Annotated in this window: 19 protein-coding genes; 13 read left to right on the top strand and 6 right to left on the bottom strand. The window is 69.8% G+C overall.

Going from position 1 to position 15450, the window contains the following annotated elements; genetic code table 11:
• Window positions 1-6 precede the first annotated feature (6 nt).
• Together OU416_RS17550 and OU416_RS17545 are read left to right on the top strand one after the other, a co-directional pair.
• Window positions 7-1701, top strand: a complete 1695-nt coding sequence (locus tag OU416_RS17550) for an adenine deaminase (RefSeq protein WP_270928061.1) — start codon at window positions 7-9, stop codon at window positions 1699-1701.
• Window positions 1702-1730: 29 nt separating this feature from the next.
• On the top strand, window positions 1731-2063 hold the full coding sequence (locus OU416_RS17545) for a nucleoside triphosphate pyrophosphohydrolase family protein (RefSeq protein WP_270928060.1): 333 nt from the start codon (window positions 1731-1733) through the stop codon (window positions 2061-2063).
• 4 nt (window positions 2064-2067) lie between these two features.
• On the opposite strand, the gene OU416_RS17540 is transcribed toward OU416_RS17545, so the two are convergent.
• Window positions 2068-2670: a PadR family transcriptional regulator gene (locus OU416_RS17540; RefSeq protein WP_270928059.1), complete on the bottom strand. Its 603-nt coding sequence runs from the start codon at window positions 2668-2670 to the stop codon at window positions 2068-2070.
• A gap of 54 nt (window positions 2671-2724) precedes the next feature.
• Between OU416_RS17540 and OU416_RS17535 the strand changes: the two genes are divergently transcribed.
• Entirely contained in the window at window positions 2725-3894 is a 1170-nt protein-coding gene (locus OU416_RS17535; protein ID WP_270928058.1) for an FAD-dependent oxidoreductase, read from the top strand.
• Here the strand turns inward: OU416_RS17535 and OU416_RS17530 are convergent.
• A complete protein-coding gene (locus tag OU416_RS17530; protein ID WP_270928057.1) occupies window positions 3891-4292 on the bottom strand; it encodes a MerR family transcriptional regulator in 402 nt (133 codons plus the stop codon). The two genes, OU416_RS17535 and OU416_RS17530, sit on opposite strands and share 4 nt — an antisense overlap.
• Before the next feature lie 49 nt (window positions 4293-4341).
• Between OU416_RS17530 and OU416_RS17525 the strand changes: the two genes are divergently transcribed.
• Window positions 4342-5223 carry an NAD(P)-dependent oxidoreductase gene (locus tag OU416_RS17525; protein ID WP_270928056.1) on the top strand — a complete coding sequence of 294 codons (882 nt, stop codon included), beginning with the start codon at window positions 4342-4344 and terminating at the stop codon, window positions 5221-5223.
• A 90-nt stretch (window positions 5224-5313) separates the two neighbouring features.
• On the opposite strand, the gene OU416_RS17520 is transcribed toward OU416_RS17525, so the two are convergent.
• Complete coding sequence (locus OU416_RS17520; protein WP_270928055.1) at window positions 5314-7965, bottom strand: helix-turn-helix transcriptional regulator; 2652 nt, start codon at window positions 7963-7965, stop codon at window positions 5314-5316.
• A gap of 85 nt (window positions 7966-8050) precedes the next feature.
• Between OU416_RS17520 and OU416_RS17515 the strand changes: the two genes are divergently transcribed.
• The 6 genes from OU416_RS17515 (at window position 8051) to OU416_RS17490 (ending at window position 11997) form a co-directional block, all read left to right on the top strand.
• Window positions 8051-8410, top strand: a complete 360-nt coding sequence (locus tag OU416_RS17515; protein ID WP_270928054.1) for a nuclear transport factor 2 family protein — start codon at window positions 8051-8053, stop codon at window positions 8408-8410.
• On the top strand, window positions 8407-9048 hold the full coding sequence (locus tag OU416_RS17510; protein ID WP_270928053.1) for a CatB-related O-acetyltransferase: 642 nt from the start codon (window positions 8407-8409) through the stop codon (window positions 9046-9048). Before OU416_RS17515 ends, OU416_RS17510 begins: the two co-directional genes overlap by 4 nt.
• On the top strand, window positions 9045-9896 hold the full coding sequence (locus OU416_RS17505; protein ID WP_270928052.1) for a Vgb family protein: 852 nt from the start codon (window positions 9045-9047) through the stop codon (window positions 9894-9896). The genes OU416_RS17510 and OU416_RS17505 overlap by 4 nt, the downstream gene beginning before the upstream one ends.
• 11 nt (window positions 9897-9907) lie before the next feature.
• Complete coding sequence (locus OU416_RS17500; RefSeq protein ID WP_270928051.1) at window positions 9908-10294, top strand: DUF3224 domain-containing protein; 387 nt, start codon at window positions 9908-9910, stop codon at window positions 10292-10294.
• Between the two features lie 132 nt (window positions 10295-10426).
• Window positions 10427-10789: a YciI family protein gene (locus OU416_RS17495; RefSeq protein ID WP_270928050.1), complete on the top strand. Its 363-nt coding sequence runs from the start codon at window positions 10427-10429 to the stop codon at window positions 10787-10789.
• Window positions 10786-11997, top strand: a complete 1212-nt coding sequence (locus tag OU416_RS17490) for an RNA polymerase sigma factor (RefSeq protein WP_270928049.1) — start codon at window positions 10786-10788, stop codon at window positions 11995-11997. The genes OU416_RS17495 and OU416_RS17490 overlap by 4 nt, the downstream gene beginning before the upstream one ends.
• Before the next feature lie 12 nt (window positions 11998-12009).
• Here OU416_RS17490 and OU416_RS17485 read toward each other — a convergent pair whose 3' ends face one another.
• Window positions 12010-12363 carry a winged helix-turn-helix transcriptional regulator gene (locus tag OU416_RS17485; RefSeq protein WP_270928048.1) on the bottom strand — a complete coding sequence of 118 codons (354 nt, stop codon included), beginning with the start codon at window positions 12361-12363 and terminating at the stop codon, window positions 12010-12012.
• Window positions 12364-12460: 97 nt separating this feature from the next.
• Between OU416_RS17485 and OU416_RS17480 the strand changes: the two genes are divergently transcribed.
• A complete protein-coding gene (locus OU416_RS17480) occupies window positions 12461-13279 on the top strand; it encodes an alpha/beta fold hydrolase (protein ID WP_270928047.1) in 819 nt (272 codons plus the stop codon).
• 104 nt (window positions 13280-13383) lie between these two features.
• On the opposite strand, the gene OU416_RS17475 is transcribed toward OU416_RS17480, so the two are convergent.
• Together OU416_RS17475 and OU416_RS17465 are read right to left on the bottom strand one after the other, a co-directional pair.
• A complete protein-coding gene (locus OU416_RS17475; RefSeq protein ID WP_333779642.1) occupies window positions 13384-13701 on the bottom strand; it encodes a DUF397 domain-containing protein in 318 nt (105 codons plus the stop codon).
• Window positions 13698-14552 (bottom strand): helix-turn-helix domain-containing protein, encoded by an 855-nt coding sequence (locus OU416_RS17465; protein WP_270928046.1) that lies wholly within the window; start codon window positions 14550-14552, stop codon window positions 13698-13700. The genes OU416_RS17475 and OU416_RS17465 overlap by 4 nt, the downstream gene beginning before the upstream one ends.
• Before the next feature lie 122 nt (window positions 14553-14674).
• On the opposite strand from OU416_RS17465, the gene OU416_RS17460 reads away from it, so the two are divergent.
• Window positions 14675-14917: a zinc finger protein gene (locus OU416_RS17460; protein ID WP_270928045.1), complete on the top strand. Its 243-nt coding sequence runs from the start codon at window positions 14675-14677 to the stop codon at window positions 14915-14917.
• Window positions 14914-15141: a hypothetical protein gene (locus OU416_RS17455; protein ID WP_270928044.1), complete on the top strand. Its 228-nt coding sequence runs from the start codon at window positions 14914-14916 to the stop codon at window positions 15139-15141. The genes OU416_RS17460 and OU416_RS17455 overlap by 4 nt, the downstream gene beginning before the upstream one ends.
• Window positions 15142-15450 lie beyond the last annotated feature (309 nt).

Below are 15450 nucleotides of genomic sequence, written 5' to 3'. Positions count from 1 at the left end.
AGAGATATGGCTGACCTGCGGATTTCCGGTGGACGCGTGGTGTCGACGTTCACCGGGGAGGTCTTCGAGGCCGATGTGCTGGTCACCGGCGAGGTGATCAGCGGCGTCGTGCCGCCGGGGGCCGGGCCGGAGGCCGCCGAGGTGATCGACGCGGGCGGCAGGCTGGTCGTCCCCGGGTTCATCGACGCGCACATGCACGTCGAGAGCTCGTTCACCACCCCGGCCGCGTTCGCCTGGCTGACGCTGCCGCGCGGCACCACCACGGTCCTCGCCGACCCGCACGAGATCGTCAACGTCGCGGGCAAAGCCGCGATGCGGTGGATGATCGAGGAGGGCGCGCGCAGCCCGCAGACCCAGCTGTGGGGCGTGCCGTCGTGCGTTCCCGCGCTGGCCGGGATGGAGTACTCCGGCGCGCACCTGGACCCCGAGGACATCGACGAGCTCCTCGGCTGGGACGGGGTTTCCGCGCTCGCCGAGGTGATGGACTACCGCGCCGTGGTGGCCGGTGACCGGCGCATGCACGACATCGTGCGCGTCGCGCGGGAGCGCGGCACGATCCTCGACGGCCACTGCCCGAACCTCTCCGGCGAGGAGCTCAGCGCCTACCTGGCCACCGGCATCGACTCCGACCACACCAAGAACACCCCCGAGGTCGCGGTGGAGAAGGCCCGCCTCGGCATGACGGTGATGCTGCAGGAGAAGTGCCTGCTCCCGGAGGTCGTCGGCGCGTTGACGGCGTTGCCGCAACTTCCGCCGCTGTGCCTGGTCACCGATGACCTCGCCGCCGACCACATCGCGGAGAAGGGCCACCTCGACCACATCGGGCGGAGAGCGGTTGAAGCCGGGCTCCCCGCGCTGGACGCCTTGCGCGCCCTGACCTGGAACCCCGCTCAACGCCTGCGCAAGTACGACCGCGGCGTGGTCGCCCCGTCCAAGCGCGCGGACCTGCTGCTGCTCGACGGAGAACTCGCGGACTTCGCGGTGCACGCGGTGATCGCGGGCGGTGCGGTGGTGGCGCGCGGCGGCATCCCGACCTACCCCGAACCCGAAGTCGTCCACCCGTTCGCGGGCTCGGTGCAGATCGCCGAGATCGAGCCGGACGAGTTCCGCTGGCGCCTCGACCTGCCGGACGGCACGCACCGGTTCCGCGCCCTCCAGGTGAATCCGGTCGACACCTACACGCAGGCGGCCGAGGTCTCGCTCGACGTCGTCGGCGGCGAAGTCCGGTGGGAGGGCGAAGTCGCGCTCCTCTGGGTGCGAAACCGCCACGGACGACCGAACACCTCGTGCGTTCCGGTGCTCGGCATGAGTCTCGCCGAAGGCGCGCTGACCACGACCTACGCCCACGACAGCCACAACTTCGTCACCCTGGGCACCTCCCGGCGCGCGATGCGCGCCACCGCGGAAGCGGTCCTGGCCGACGACGGCGGCGTGGCGGTCGCGCACGCCGAAGGCGTGGTCGCGCGATTGCCGCTGGCCGTCGGTGGCGTCATGTCGGCGGAGCCGACGCCGAAGGCGGTGGCGGGCAGCCGTCGAGTGCGCGAAGCGCTCGAAGCGTGGGGGTGGCGGCACGCGAACCCGTTCATGAGCGTGTCGACGCTGACCCTGGCGGTCTCGCCCAGCGTCAAGATCACCGATCTGGGCCTGGTGGACGTCCTCGCCCGCGACTGGACTCCGCAGGTCCTCGACTGCTGCCACTAGCCGTCGGGGCGCGCGGCTAGCGTGCCGCCGTGCATCTGAACGAGTTGACCGACGAGGTCGAGGCGATTTCGGAGCGTTATGCGCGCAAGCTCGGCTTCGAGCGGGACGCGGCGTGGTTCCTGCTGAAGCTGAACGAGGAAGTCGGCGAGCTGAACCAGGCGTTCCTGATGAAGACCGGGCAGGCCCGCACCAAGGGGAAGAGCGCGGCGGAGCTGGGCCGGGACTTCCGCGACGAGGTGGCCGACGTGGTGTGCCAGGCGTTGCTGCTGGCCAGGTTCCACGGCATCGATCTGGAGGCCGCGATCGCCGACAAGTGGCTGGTGCGGTGTCCGGACCGGTCACCTCGTCACGGCGGGTCCTGACAGGTCACGCGAACTTCTCCGTCAGCGCGCGAATCCACTCCTCCGACCACGTGATCTCGCCGGATCGCAGCGCCGCCAGCACGCCCTCGATCCACTTGAGCTCGGCCTCCCGGATCGCGATGGAGTGCTCGTCGTCCAGGAGGAACAGCCGCGGCAGCTCCGGGACGGTTTGCAGGGCTTCGCGGTCGGCGGCCAGCGAGGTGGCCAGGTCGGCCGCCCGCTCCGCCAGTCTCGCCGTCACCTCCTGCGGGGTCAGGACCATCGCGGTGGCCAGCGCGGCCGGGAACTCCGGGAACTCGCGGGCCGGGTTCGCGAGCATCTCGGCGGTCCAGGTGCGCAGCGCGTCCTGGCCGGCTTCGGTGATCTCGTAGACCGTGCGTTCCGGCCTGCGCTCGTCGCGAGTCGTCTCCCGGACGGCGATGAGCTCGGTGCGCAGCAGGCGGTCGATCGTCTGGTAGACGCTGTTGCGCTGCGCCACGTTCGCGATCCGGTCCTTGCCGCGCTCCTTGATCACTTCGCGCATCCGGTACGGGTGCATCGGCTCTTCCGCCAGCAGGGAAAGCAGCACGAGTGCCAGCACGGATCGCCGATGGATGCTCCTCGCCATGGGACAGACCCTAGTGCCTCTTGCCCAAGAGGTCATTCTATGTATAGTCATAGTATGACTAAAGCGATGATCATCGGTGGCGGAGTGGCCGGGCCGGTCACCGCGATGGCGCTCCAGAAGGCCGGCATCGACGCGACCGTCCACGAGGCGTACGACCGGGGCGCGGACGGCGTCGGCGCGTTCCTGACCCTGGCGGTCAACGGCATCGCCGCGCTCGGCACGCTCGACCTGCACGAGGCAGTGCGCGACAAGGGCTTCGCGACCCCGAGGATGTCCCTCGGCATGGGCGGGAAGAAGCCCATGGCCGAGTTCGGCTTCGGCGCGGCGCTGCCCGACGGAACCGGCACGCAGACCATCACCCGGGCCGCGCTCTACGGCGCGCTGCGGGACGAGGCCGTCCGGCGCGGCATCCCGATCGAGTACGGCAAGCGGCTGGTCGCCGCGACGCCGGAGGGCGATGGCGTGACCGCCACCTTCGTCGACGGGAGCTCCGCGCACGCCGATCTGATCATCGGCGCGGACGGCCTGCGCTCCACCGTCCGCACGATCATCGACCCGAGCGCGCCGCCACCGCGCTACGTGCCGCTGCTCAACACCGGCGGCTACGCCGAAGGCCTGCGTCTCGACGCCGAGCCCGGCCACATGCACATGGTCTTCGGCCGCGGCTGCTTCTACAGCTACGTCGTGCACCCGGACGGCGACGTGTGGTGGTTCGCCAACCCGCGCCAGCCGAAGGAGCTGTCGAAGCAGGAGCTCGCCGCGGTCGGTGCGGAGCAGTGGCGCGCCAAGCTGCTCGACCTGTTCGCCGAGGACGACGGCCCGGCCCGCGACCTGGTCGCCGCGAGCGACGAGATCTTCGCGGGCTGGAGCACCTACGACTTCCCGAAGGCACCGGTCTGGCACCGCGATCGGATGATCATCATCGGCGATGCGGCGCACGCCACCTCACCGGCTTCGGGCCAGGGCGCGTCGATGGCGATCGAGGACGCGATCACGCTGGCGAAGTGCCTGCGCGACGCGGCCAGCGTGCCCGCCGCCTTCACCGCTTACGAGTCGCTCCGCCGCGCGAGGGTGGAACGTGTTGTGGCGCAGGGCAAGCGCAACGGCGACGGCAAGACCCTCGGCCCGGTGATGCGGCACGTGCTGCCGCTGATCTTCAAGCTGCGCAAGCCGACTCCGGACGCGATGGACTGGATGTACGGCCACCGCATCGACTGGACCTAGGCGGACACGGGCTCCGAACCGTCGAACGGCGGGTAGTTCTCGCTGCTCACCCGCTCGGCCGCGTCGATGTAGTCGACGAGGGCGCTGCGGGACCGGGCGAGCCGGTCCATCTGCTCGTCGATCCGCCGCAGGCGGGACCGCATCCCGGCCAGCAGCTCGGGGCATCCCATCAGCTCCGGGGTTTCGCCGACCGCGCACGGCAGCAGGAAGGCGATGTCCTCGGTGGAGAGCCCGGCGTCGAGCAGGTGCCGGATCTGCTTCACGCGCAGCACGGCGGGCTCGCCGTAGTCGCGGTAGCCGTTCGCGCCGCGGTCGGCTTCCAGCAGCCCTTGAGCTTCGTAGTAGCGCAGCTGGTGGGCGTTGACGCCCGTCCGACGGCTCAGTTCCCCGATTCGCATCGAATCCTCACTTGACCTTCATACCGGTATCAACGTTGACGATGCTGTTGTGAACGACAAGACCAACACCCCCGTGACAGTCATCGGGCTCGGCCTGATGGGCCAGGCGCTCGCCGGCGCGCTGCTGAAGGCGGGGCACCCCACAACTGTATGGAACCGGACGACGGCCAAGGCCGATCAGCTGGTGGCCGACGGCGCGCGGCTGGCGCCGACGGTCGGCGAGGCGATCGAGGCCGGATCCGTGACGATCATCTGCGTCACCGACTACACGGCCGTGCACGAGCTGCTCGGCGCGAGCGACGTCGAGCTGAACGGCACGACGGTGATCAACCTGACCTCGGGCGACTCGACCCAGGCCGGGGAAACCGCCCGCTGGGCGCAGGAGCGCGGCGCCCGCTACCTGGACGGCGCGATCATGGCCATCCCCTCGACGATCGGGACGCCGGACGGGATCATCCTCGCCAGCGGGCCGAAGCCTGTCTTCGAGGCGCACGAGGCAACGCTCGCCGAGCTCGGCGTCGCCACCTACCTCGGCGAGGACCCGGGCCTGGCGTCGCTGTACGACGTGTCCGGTCTGGCCATGATGTGGAGCGTTCTGAACGCCTGGTTACAGGGCACGGCCATGCTCCGGACGGCTGGTGTCGACGCCGCGACGTACGCGCCGTTCGCGCAGCAGGTCGCGGTCGAGGTGGCCGGATGGCTGCCGGGCTACGCCGAGCAGATCGACCGCGGCTCGTTCCCGGCCGAGGTGGCGACGCTGGAGACCGAAGCGCAGGCCATCGGCCACCTGGTCGAGGAAGCCGAAGCGGTGGGCGTCAACGCCGAACTGCCGAAGCTGATCAAGGTGATGGTCGACCGAGCGATCGCCGCAGGCCACGGCGGAGAGCAGTACCCGGTCCTGATCAAGGAGTTCTCCCGCCCCGAAAGCTGAGCGACACCGGAGCTGTTCCACCCGCACCCCCGGCGGGCCGAGCCGCACGTAGAGCCGCCGGGTGACGCGGCGTGGGCGCCGGGGTTCGGCTCAGAGGTCGGCGAGTTCGGTTCGGGCGGTGACTCCGAGCTTGGGGAAGGCCTTGTACAGGTGGTATCCGACGGTGCGGGGGCTGAGGAACAGCTGCGCGGCAATGTCCCTGTTGGACAGTCCGCGCGCCGCGAGCCGGATGATCTTCCGCTCCTGCGGGGTGAGCACGGCGAGCGCACCTCCGCCGGGCGACGGCACGGCTTCGCCGGAAGCATCGAGTTCGGTGCGGGCCCGTTCCGCCCACGGCGCGGCGTCGAGCCTGCGGAACGTCTCGTACGCATCGCGAAGCTGTGCTCTGGCCTCGGATTTCCGGCGCGCACGCCGCAGCCATTCGCCGTACAGCAAGGCTGTTCGGGCGCGCTCGAACGGCCGGTCGTCGGGATGGCACCGCAGCGCGGCGAGGTACAGCTCGGCCGCGTCCTCGTCGGGCGCGAGCAGTGCGCGGCAGCGGTGGACGTGCGCGTCGATCCACGGCTGCTCGGCGTGACTCGCCCAGGAAGTGAGCTGCGCGAGCGGCTCGTGGACGTCGGCCGCCCGGCCGAGCCGCGCTGCTGCTTCGATCAGGTCGGGGATGCTGCGCAGGCCGGGAAGCTGGTGCCGGACCGGCCCGGTGTGCAGCGCGGTCAGCCGGGCGAGGGCGGAATCCCACCGGGCGTTGCCGAGGTCGAGCAGCGCCAGCGCCCAGTGCGCCCAGGACGCGCCGGGCGCGGGTGAGCCGGGTTCCGGTGCGGTGAGCGCGTCGTCGGCGAAGGCGTGGCAGCGCTGCTCGTCACCTGTCACCGCGGCCAGGTAGGCCAGCACGCCGCTGGTGTCGCCGATCCACTGCCGGTGCCCGAGTTCCTGCGCGATCTGCAACGCCTGGGTCGCCTCGTTCCAGGCGTCGGTGTGCCGGCTGCGGAAGGTCGATGCGCGGGCGAGGCACACCAGCACCGGCGGCGTCCGGCCGATCCAGCCCTGGTCGCGGCACTGGGCGAGCAGTTCGTGGGCCACCTGGTGGGCCTGGGCGTCCTGGCCGGTGGCCTGCAAGCTGGTGGCGCCGACCAGGATCGTGTCGCCGAATCCGGTCCGCCGGGCCGCCGCGATCCGGTCGGCGAGTGCGTCCGGCTCCGGCTGTCCGATCGCGGATCGGACGGCCCAGGTCAGCAGGCGGGCGACGTGGGTGAGCGGGTCCTCGGGCGGCAGCGGCAGCGCGGCCAGCCGGTCCGCGGCGTCGGCGATCTCGTGCTCCCCGAGGTACCAGGCGGCGTGCACCGCGTCGAGCAGCAGGTGCGCGGTCAGCGGCAGGTCGTCGGTGAGCGCGGCGGCTTCGATCAGCAGCTGGCGGGCCGTGCGGAGCGAGCCGCGGTGGAAAGCCGAGGTGGCGCGAACCCGGATCGCTCGGACGGCCAAGGCCTGGTCGTCGGTGGTGGCGAGTTCGGCCATGCGCTCGACATCGCCCTCCTCGGCGGCTGCTTCGGCGGCCAGCACGAGTCGGCGGGCGTGATCCGCCCCGGGCGGTGTCAGCTGCGCGGCCCGCTCGTAGGCCGCAGAGGCAGCGGCGTAACCGCTGCGCGTGGCAGCCCGCTGAGCGGTGCGCTCCAGTTCCGCGGCCACCTGCTCGTCGGGTCCGGTGGCCACCACGGCGTGGTGCCAGGCGCGCCGGTCGGCGTCGTCGGGCTGGTCGAGGGCGTCGGCGAGCGCGGTGTGCACGACGAGCCGGAGGCTGACCGGCGCCGCCTGGTAGACGGCGGATCGCACGAGCGGGTGGCGGAAGCGCACGGTGTGGTTGTCCACCCGGATCAGCCCCGCCGTTTCCGCAGGCACCAGGTCCGCTGGTCGGCAACCGAGCGCGGCGGCCGCGCGCAGGACCACGCCGCGATCACCGGTGTCCTCGGCTGCGGAGACGAGCAGCACGTGCTGGCTTGCCTCGGGAAGTTGCCGCACCTGGTCGAGGAACGCCGCCTGGACGGTGGCGGGCAAGGGCAGCGAGCCGCCGGAGCTGGGCTTGTTCGCGGCGAGAGCGGCCGGAAGTTCGAGGAGCGCGAGCGGATTGCCCCGCGCCTCAGCCAGAACCCGGTACCGGTCGGTGGGAGAGAGCGAGGCGTGCTCGGCCAGCAGTTCGGCGGCGGCGGGCGCGTCGATCCCGGTCAGCGGCAGCTGATCCAGCCCGGGCGCGGCGAAGCCTTCTCGGGCCGCGATGATCAGCGCGATGCCCTCGGCGTCGAGCCGCCGCGCGGCGAACAGCAGGGCCTCGGACGACGCCCGGTCCAGCCATTGCGCGTCGTCGACCAGGCACAGCACCGGTCCGCCGTCGGCGAACTCGGCGAGCAGGGAGAGCACCGCGAGGCCGACGAGCATGCGGTCGCCGGGCTCGGCCGGGGTGAGCCCGAAAGCCCCGCGCAGGGCACGCGCCTGCGGTGCGGGAAGGGCGTCGATCCGGTCGAGAGCAGGTCGCAGCAGCAGGTGCAGGCCCGCGAACGGCAGGTGCGCCTCGGATTCGATTCCGGTGCTGCGCACGATCCGCAGCCCATCGGCCGTCGCCGCGTGCTCCAGCAGCGCGGTCTTGCCGATGCCGGGCTCCCCGGTGATCAGCAGGCTCCCGCTGCGACCGGTCCGGCAGTCGGCCAGCAACTGGTCGATGACCGATACCTCGGCATCTCGTCCGTGCAACACCTGGTGACAGTACTTAAGCCGATCGGAGCAGATTGCCTGGCTGTGACAGATTCCGCAGCTCGTCGGCGGCCGTAGCGTGAGCGCCATGCCCGATGAACTGGCCAGGAGGTACCTGGCCACCTGGAACGAGCGCGATCCGGTCAAGCGCCGAGCGCTCATCGACGAGCTGTGGACCGAGGACGCCTGCTACGTCGACCCGATCGCGACGGCCGACGGCCGCGGCGCGGTCGACGACGTGGTGGCCACGGCTCAGCGGCAGTTCCCCGGCCTGGTGTACCGGCTGGCCGGGAGCATCGACAGCCACCACCACGTGGCGCGACTGACCTGGGAACTCGGACCGGAAGACGGCCCACCGGTGATCATCGGACTCGCCGTGCTGATCACCGATCACGGCCGCTTGAGCCGCGTCTGCGGCTTCCTCGACCGCACAGGAGCTCAACGGTGACACCCGATCCGATGACCCGACACCCGCTGCCCGAGCACGAGCGCGTGGTGTTCCTGAAACCGCTGATCAGCGCGCCGCAGATCGTGGTCGGCGACTACACCTACTACGACGACCCGAACGGCGCGACCGAGTTCGAGCACCGCAACGTGCTCTACGCCTACGGGCCGGAACGGCTGGTCATCGGCAAGTTCTGCGCGATCGCCGCGGAAACCCGGTTCCTGATGGCCGGGGCCGAGCACCCGACGATGGGCGTGTCCACCTACCCGTTCACCATGTTCGGCGGCGAGTGGGCGGCGAAGACGCTCGACATCGTCACCGGCATGCCCAGCCGGGGCGACACGGTGATCGGCAACGACGTCTGGTTCGGCTACCGCGCCACCGTCATGCCCGGCGTGACGATCGGGGACGGCGCCATCATCGCCGCGGGAGCGGTGGTCACCGCCGACGTGCCGCCGTACGCGATCGTCGGCGGCAACCCGGCCCGCGCGATCCGGCGGCGCTTCGACGACGCCGACGTCGACCTGCTGCTGAACGCGGCCTGGTGGGACTGGCCCGTCGAGCTGGTCACCGAGCACGCCCGCACCATCATGGCCGGAACTCCGGCCGACATCGCCCGCATCGCGGAAGGGATCCGATGATTCAGGAACACGCCGTGCCCGGCAGCGGCCCGTACGCGATCACCACCGGCACCGACGGCGCCCTGTGGTACACGCTGGTCCGAAGTGGACACATCGGTCGGCTGGTTCCCGGCGAGCAGCCGACCAGCTACGAGCTCGATCCCGGATCCGGCCCGACCGTCATCGTCCCCGGCCCGGACGGCGCGTTGTGGTTCACCGAGTACAAGGGCCACCGGATCGGCCGGATCACCACCGCTGGTGAGATCACCGAGTTCCCGCTGCCGGAGTGCGGGCCGTACGGCATCGCCGCTGGTCCCGACGGCGCGCTGTGGTTCACCGAGACCACCACCGATCGCATCGGCCGGATCACCACCGACGGCGAGGTGACCGGATTCCCGTCGCGCGGCGCGTTCCCGTCCGCGATCACCGCAGGGCCGGACGACGCCATGTGGTTCACCATGAACCAGGCCAACGCGATCGGCCGGATCGACATGGGCGGTGAGGTCACCGTCCACCCGCTGCCCACCGAGGCGGCCGCACCGGTCGGGATCACCGCGGGCCCGGACGGCGCGCTGTGGTTCGTCGAGATCGCCGCAGGTCAGATCGGCCGCATCACCGTCGACGGCGAGGTGACCGAGTTCCCGCTGCCCGACCGGGAAGCCCGCCCGCACGCCATCACCCCGGCCGGTGACGAGCTGTGGTTCACCGAGTGGGGCGGCAACCGGGTCGACTCCATCACCACCGACGGCGTGATCACCACCCACGACCTGCCCACCCCGGCCAGCGAGCCGCACGGCATCGCCCTCGGCCCCGACGGAGCGCTGTGGACAGCCCTGGAACACGGCACCCTCGCCCGGATCACCAGCTGAAGGAAGCAACGTTGAACATCACCGTCCAGGCCGAGTTCGAGATCGACAGCTGGGACGAGGTTCCCTACGAGGAGCCGGAAGACGGCCCGAAGCTGACCAAGGTCGTGATCCGCAAGACCTACCGGGGAGCGCTGGAAGGAACCGGCGTCGCCGAAGTGCTCACCGCACAGGGCTCCGCGGGCGCGGGCTACGTCGCCTCCGAGCGCATCAACGCGACCTTGGACGGGCGCCAGGGCACCTTCGTGATCCAGCACGGCGGTCTGGCCAACGGCGACGACCAGAGCACGTTCGGCACCGTCGTCCCGAACTCGGGTACGGCGGGCCTCACCGGGCTCTCCGGCCGCGCCACCGAAGCTGCCCACGGCGTCCTGACCCTCGTCTACGCCTTCGATTCCTGATCACCGCTGGTCAGCGGCCATGCAGAGAAAAGTCTGGAAAAGTGTCGCGGAGATGTAGAGGAGGGCGTCCGCGCTCCGACTGATGGGTGAGAGCGCGCCGGCGGGGTGCGCGGGACGGGGAGGACACCCGGGATGAAGTACGTCGCGATGATCTACGGCAACCAGGAGAAGTGGGACTCCTACCCGGCGGAGAAGTGGCCGGAGGCGATCGCCAAGCAGGACGCCTTCAACACCAAGTACCGCGAGACCGGCGAGCTTCTCGGCGCCTACGGGCTGGCGGATGCGGCCAACGCCCAGCTCGTCCGCCGCGTCGACGGCGCTCCGGCGGTCACCGACGGCCCGTACCTGGAGACCAAGGAGTACATCGCCAGCTTCTACCTGCTCGACTGCGAGAACCTGGAGCGGGCGCAGCAGATCGTGGCGGAAATGCCGTTCGCCGAGGACGAACCGATCGAGCTGTGGCCGGTGCTGCACGAAGCCGCGGGGGACATGTGAGCGTTGAGGACCTGCTGCGCGAGCTGGCGCCGCAGGTCCTCACCGCGCTCGTCCGCCGGTACAAGGTCTTCGACTCGTGCGAGGACGCCGTGCAGGAAGCGCTGATCGCAGCCGCTCTCCAGTGGCCCGATTCGGGCGTGCCGGAGAACGCGCGCGGCTGGCTCATCACCGTGGCAACCCGCAAGCTCGTCGATCAGATCCGCAGCGACACGGCGCGACGCCGCCGCGAGGACGCGCTCGCCACGCCGCAGTCCGCGCTGGTCAGCGATGCCATGCCCGAAGCTGATCAGGACGATTCGCTGGCGCTGCTTTTCCTGTACTGCCACCCGGTTCTGTCCGGACCCAGCAAGATCGCGCTGACCTTGCGCGCGGTCGGCGGTCTGACGACGGCCCAGATCGCCGCCGCGTTCCTGGTGCCCGAAGCGACGATGGCCCAGCGCATCAGCCGCGCGAAGCAGAGCATCCGGGGCCTGGCGCTCGCGATGCCCGAGGAAGACCGCGAGGAACGGCTGGCCGAGGTGCGGCACGTGCTGTACCTGATCTTCAACGAGGGCTACACGGCCACGGGCGGCCCGGAACTGACGGCCCCGGAACTGTCCACCGAAGCGATCCGCCTGGCCCGCATGCTGCACGGCTTGGTGCCCGACGACCCGGAAACCGCAGGTCTGCTGGCCCTGATGCTGCTGACCGACGCCCGCCGACCGGCCCGAACCGGCCCGCACGGCGAGCTGATCCCGCTGGCCGAGCAGGACCGCGCAGCCTGGAACCGCGACCTGATCGCCGAGGGCATCGACCTGATCAGCCGGACTCTGCCGCGCGGCCAAGTCGGCCCGTACCAGCTGCAAGCCGCGATCGCAGCGGTCCACGACGAAGCACCGGACGCGGTGAGCACGGACTGGCCGCAGATCCTGACCCTGTACGAAATCCTGGAGCAGTTCGGCCCGAACCCGGTGGTCACCCTCAACAGAGCGGTCGCAGTAGCCGAAGTCCACGGCCCAGCAGCAGCCCTCGAACTCCTCGAAACCCTGGAATCGGACAAGCGCACAGCCCGCCACCACCGCCTCCTGGCCACCCGCGCCCACCTGCTCGAACAACTCGACCAGCCCGAAGCGGCAGCGGAGGCCTACCGCGAAGCGGCCCGCCGAACGACCAGCGTCCCCGAACACCGCTACCTCACAGACCAGGCGAAACGCCTTGTCCGGAGGTAGCGGAGGCTGCTGTCACCGGCCGGTGTCGATGGCGGCCATGTGCTGCTCCGCCCACTCGCGGAGGGCCGAGAGCGGGACTTCCAGCGATCGGCCCAGGTCGGTGAGGCTGTAGTGCACCTTCGGCGGCACCGTCGGCTCCACGCGGCGGGCGACCAGGCCGTCGCGGGTGAGGCTCTGCAGCGTCGTGGACAGCATCTTCTGCGAGACACCCGGCATCCGCCGCTGAAGTTCGGCGAAGCGGACCTCCCCGGGATCGGCGTCGGCGAGGACCTTGACCGCCATCGACGTCCACTTGGTGCCGATCCGGTCCAGCAGCCGGCGGGTCGGGCAGTCGGGATCGAAGAGATCCCCGCGCTTGGCGGTCACCTGGAGCTCACCACCTGACGTGGAAGTGCCGTCTTGGCACCTCCGGAGAAGTTACCTACGGTTTTGTGGTAACCAATGGTAACCGCTTGGAGGGGCTGTGCGCCGGATCAGGGCCAACGGCATCGACGTGAACGTGGCAATCGCCGGGGCCGGTCCCGCTGTTCTGCTGCTGCACGGCTTTCCGCACACGTGGCGGCTCTGGGCGGAGGTGATGCCGCACCTGGCGCGCCACCACCGGGTCATCGCCCCGGACCTGCGCGGCCTCGGAGCCAGCACGAGAGCGGTCGGCGGCTACGACGCGGGCACGCTCGCCGAAGACGCTGAATGCCTGCTCGATGCGCTGAACGAGCCGACGGCCGCCGTGGTCGGCATCGATGCGGGAACCCCGGTCGCCTTCCTGCTCGCCATGCGGCGCCCCGAACGCGTCCGCAAGCTCGTCGTCATGGAGTCGCTGCTGGGCGCGCTTCCCGGCGCGAAGGACTTCCTCCGCGGCGGGCCGCCCTGGTGGTTCGGGTTCCACGCGGTGCCCGGTCTCGCCGAAACCGTCCTGACCGGGCACGAGGCCGAGTACGTCGACTGGTTCCTCGACGCGGGCACCCTCGGCCGCGGTATCCCGCAGGAGATCCGGGACGAGTTCGTCGCCGCCTACACCGGCAGCGACGCCCTGCGCTGCGCCTTCTCCCACTACCGCGCCATGCCCACCAGCGCGCGCCAGATCAGCGACGCCGTCGCGACGGCCAGGCTCACCGTGCCGACCATGGCGATAGGCGCCCACCCGGTCGGAAACGCCCTCGAACGCCAGCTCCGCCCGATCGCCGATGACCTCGTAGCGCACCTCATCGAGGACTGCGGCCACATCATCCCCCTCGACCGCCCGCGAACCCTGGCAGCACTCCTCACCCCGTTCTTCGCCTGATCCCGGTCGAGGGTGCGGTCAGGCCGCCGGGCTGCGGTTTCAGACCCGTGAGCACTTTGTGGTGCTACAGCCCCACAAAGTGCTCACGGGCTTGAAACGGGAGGTCAGCGCTCGAAGCGCCCGTGCTTGACGGCCGAGACGAACGACGACCACTGCGCGGGCGTCGTCACGAAGTACCCGCCGTCCCGATCCTTGGTATCCCGAACCGCAGCCCCACCGGATAACGCCCCCACCTCGACGCAGGAGTCCGTTCCTTGGCTGTAGCTGGACTTCTGCCAGCTGGCCATGCGCCCGACCTCGACGCAGTAGCCCGTGTTTTGACTGTGGCTCGACTTTCGCCAGGCATGGACACGCCCCACTTCGACGCAGGAGTCGGTGTTTTGGCTGCGGCTCGACTTCCGCCATCCGCTCACTGAAGTCATAGTTCTGCCTCCATCTCCTTGCGGACCTTGGCGATGTGCTGCTTCGACTCTGCCGCATCCAGTGCTGTGCTGAACACCGTCTCGGCAGCTTCGCGGTATATCTCGATGTCCGCAGGCTCGTGCAGGAACAGACCTGACCGGCGGTTCTCCAGATGTACTGCAGGTGGAGCCTCGTCCGACTCGATCAGCACAAACAACCCCTCCAGCGCTGGGTGCCAACCGCTCTTGAACGGCACGACGTGGACATCGACGTTCTTGAGCTCTGAGAGCTGGAGCAGATGGTCCAGCTGCTCGGACATGGCGTCGGGACTGCCAACGATCTGCCGAAGAGCTGCTTCACCGATCGCGGCTTTGAGGCGGACCGGCTCGTCGTTTCGTGTGATCGCTTCGCGCCTGCCCACCCGAATTGCGATGCGTGTTTCCACTTCTTCTGGAGGCACGCCACCGGCAGTCATGATTGCCCGGATGTAGGTCGTGCTTTGCAGAAGCCCGGGGATCAGCAAGGGGGCGGCGTGCGTGATCGACTTTGCTGTTCGCTCGAACTCAAGCAAAGCACTGAGCTGTTGACGTTGCTCTGGAAGGCTCACCGCGAGCCAGTGCGGGGCGCTTGCCCCGTTGGCCATATCCAGGATTTCCTCGTACTTCTCACCGGTCACCCCGAGCGTTGTGAGAATCCTGGCGATGTCTGCGGGCTTCGGGCATCGGTCGCCGGTCTCCCAGCGGGAGAGCGTGCCGGGTGCGCATTCGATCTGCTTCGCCAGCTGCCGCAAGCCGATGTTGCGTTCCTCTCGGGCGGATCGAAGCGCCGCGCCAAGGGCGCGAGCCTTCGGGGTTCGCGTGTTTCCAGGCATGCAACGTAGATTACCGCTCATTTTTGCACTTCAACATCACTCGAACCGGGAATAGAACCCGACCGCTTCCGGTGCTTCCATTGATTCCGGAAACATTGGAGACATCCTGGAAGGCGGCACCGATGCATCCGTTCCACTGGGTTCCTGGGGAAGGTGAGCGGCACGCGAGTCTGGATTCTCGTCCTAGCGGTGGGTATCCGACCGGGATGGGGGTGACCACGTTGTGCGGGCGGGAGCTGCTGGCGGACAACTCCGAGTTCGGGTGGCTGTGGTCCACCTGCCAGGCGTGCAACGCCGAGGCCCACCGAATCACCGGATCGACGCCTGCTCCCAGCTCCGCCAGCACTCGAAAAGCCGTGCCATGAGCGCAGAAGCCGTCGCGCTGGCGGTGCTGCTCCGGCGGGCGCAGTGGTTGCTCGACGACCTGGCCTACCGCATCGTCGGCGGCCGGTTCGACGCCGGAGAGCTCACCGACACCGCCGCTGCGCTCGACGAACTCGCCGTGCTGTTGAAGGAAAAAGCCCTCTTGGAAGGAACAGAATGCTCACCGCACTCCCGTATCTCGCTGCCGTCGCAACGACAGCGCTGATCCTGATCGCCCTGACCTGGTGCACCTACCGCCCGCAGCACGCCGGAAGCGGTGAAGGCGCGCTGACGGTGTGGCAACTCATCGAAGAAGCCGAAGCCGAACGGCGACAACGTGAGCGAACCGGTCGCCACCGCCTCCGCGAACCAGCTCCACCAGACCCGGAACCAGGCCCATCGCTGGAGGTCCAACGCCGGATCCACCAACTCCTCCAGAACCTCTGAAGCCCGGGCCGATGCCGAATGCCCCCGACCGTTGGCATCGGCCCGCCCCGGCCGGTCGGTGCATCGACCCTCCCCGTGCACCGACCGG

Origin of the sequence: Saccharopolyspora indica, assembly GCF_027853965.1 — a bacterium.
Classification (GTDB): domain Bacteria; phylum Actinomycetota; class Actinomycetes; order Mycobacteriales; family Pseudonocardiaceae; genus Saccharopolyspora; species Saccharopolyspora indica.
This window is presented reverse-complemented; position numbering and strand designations above follow the sequence as displayed.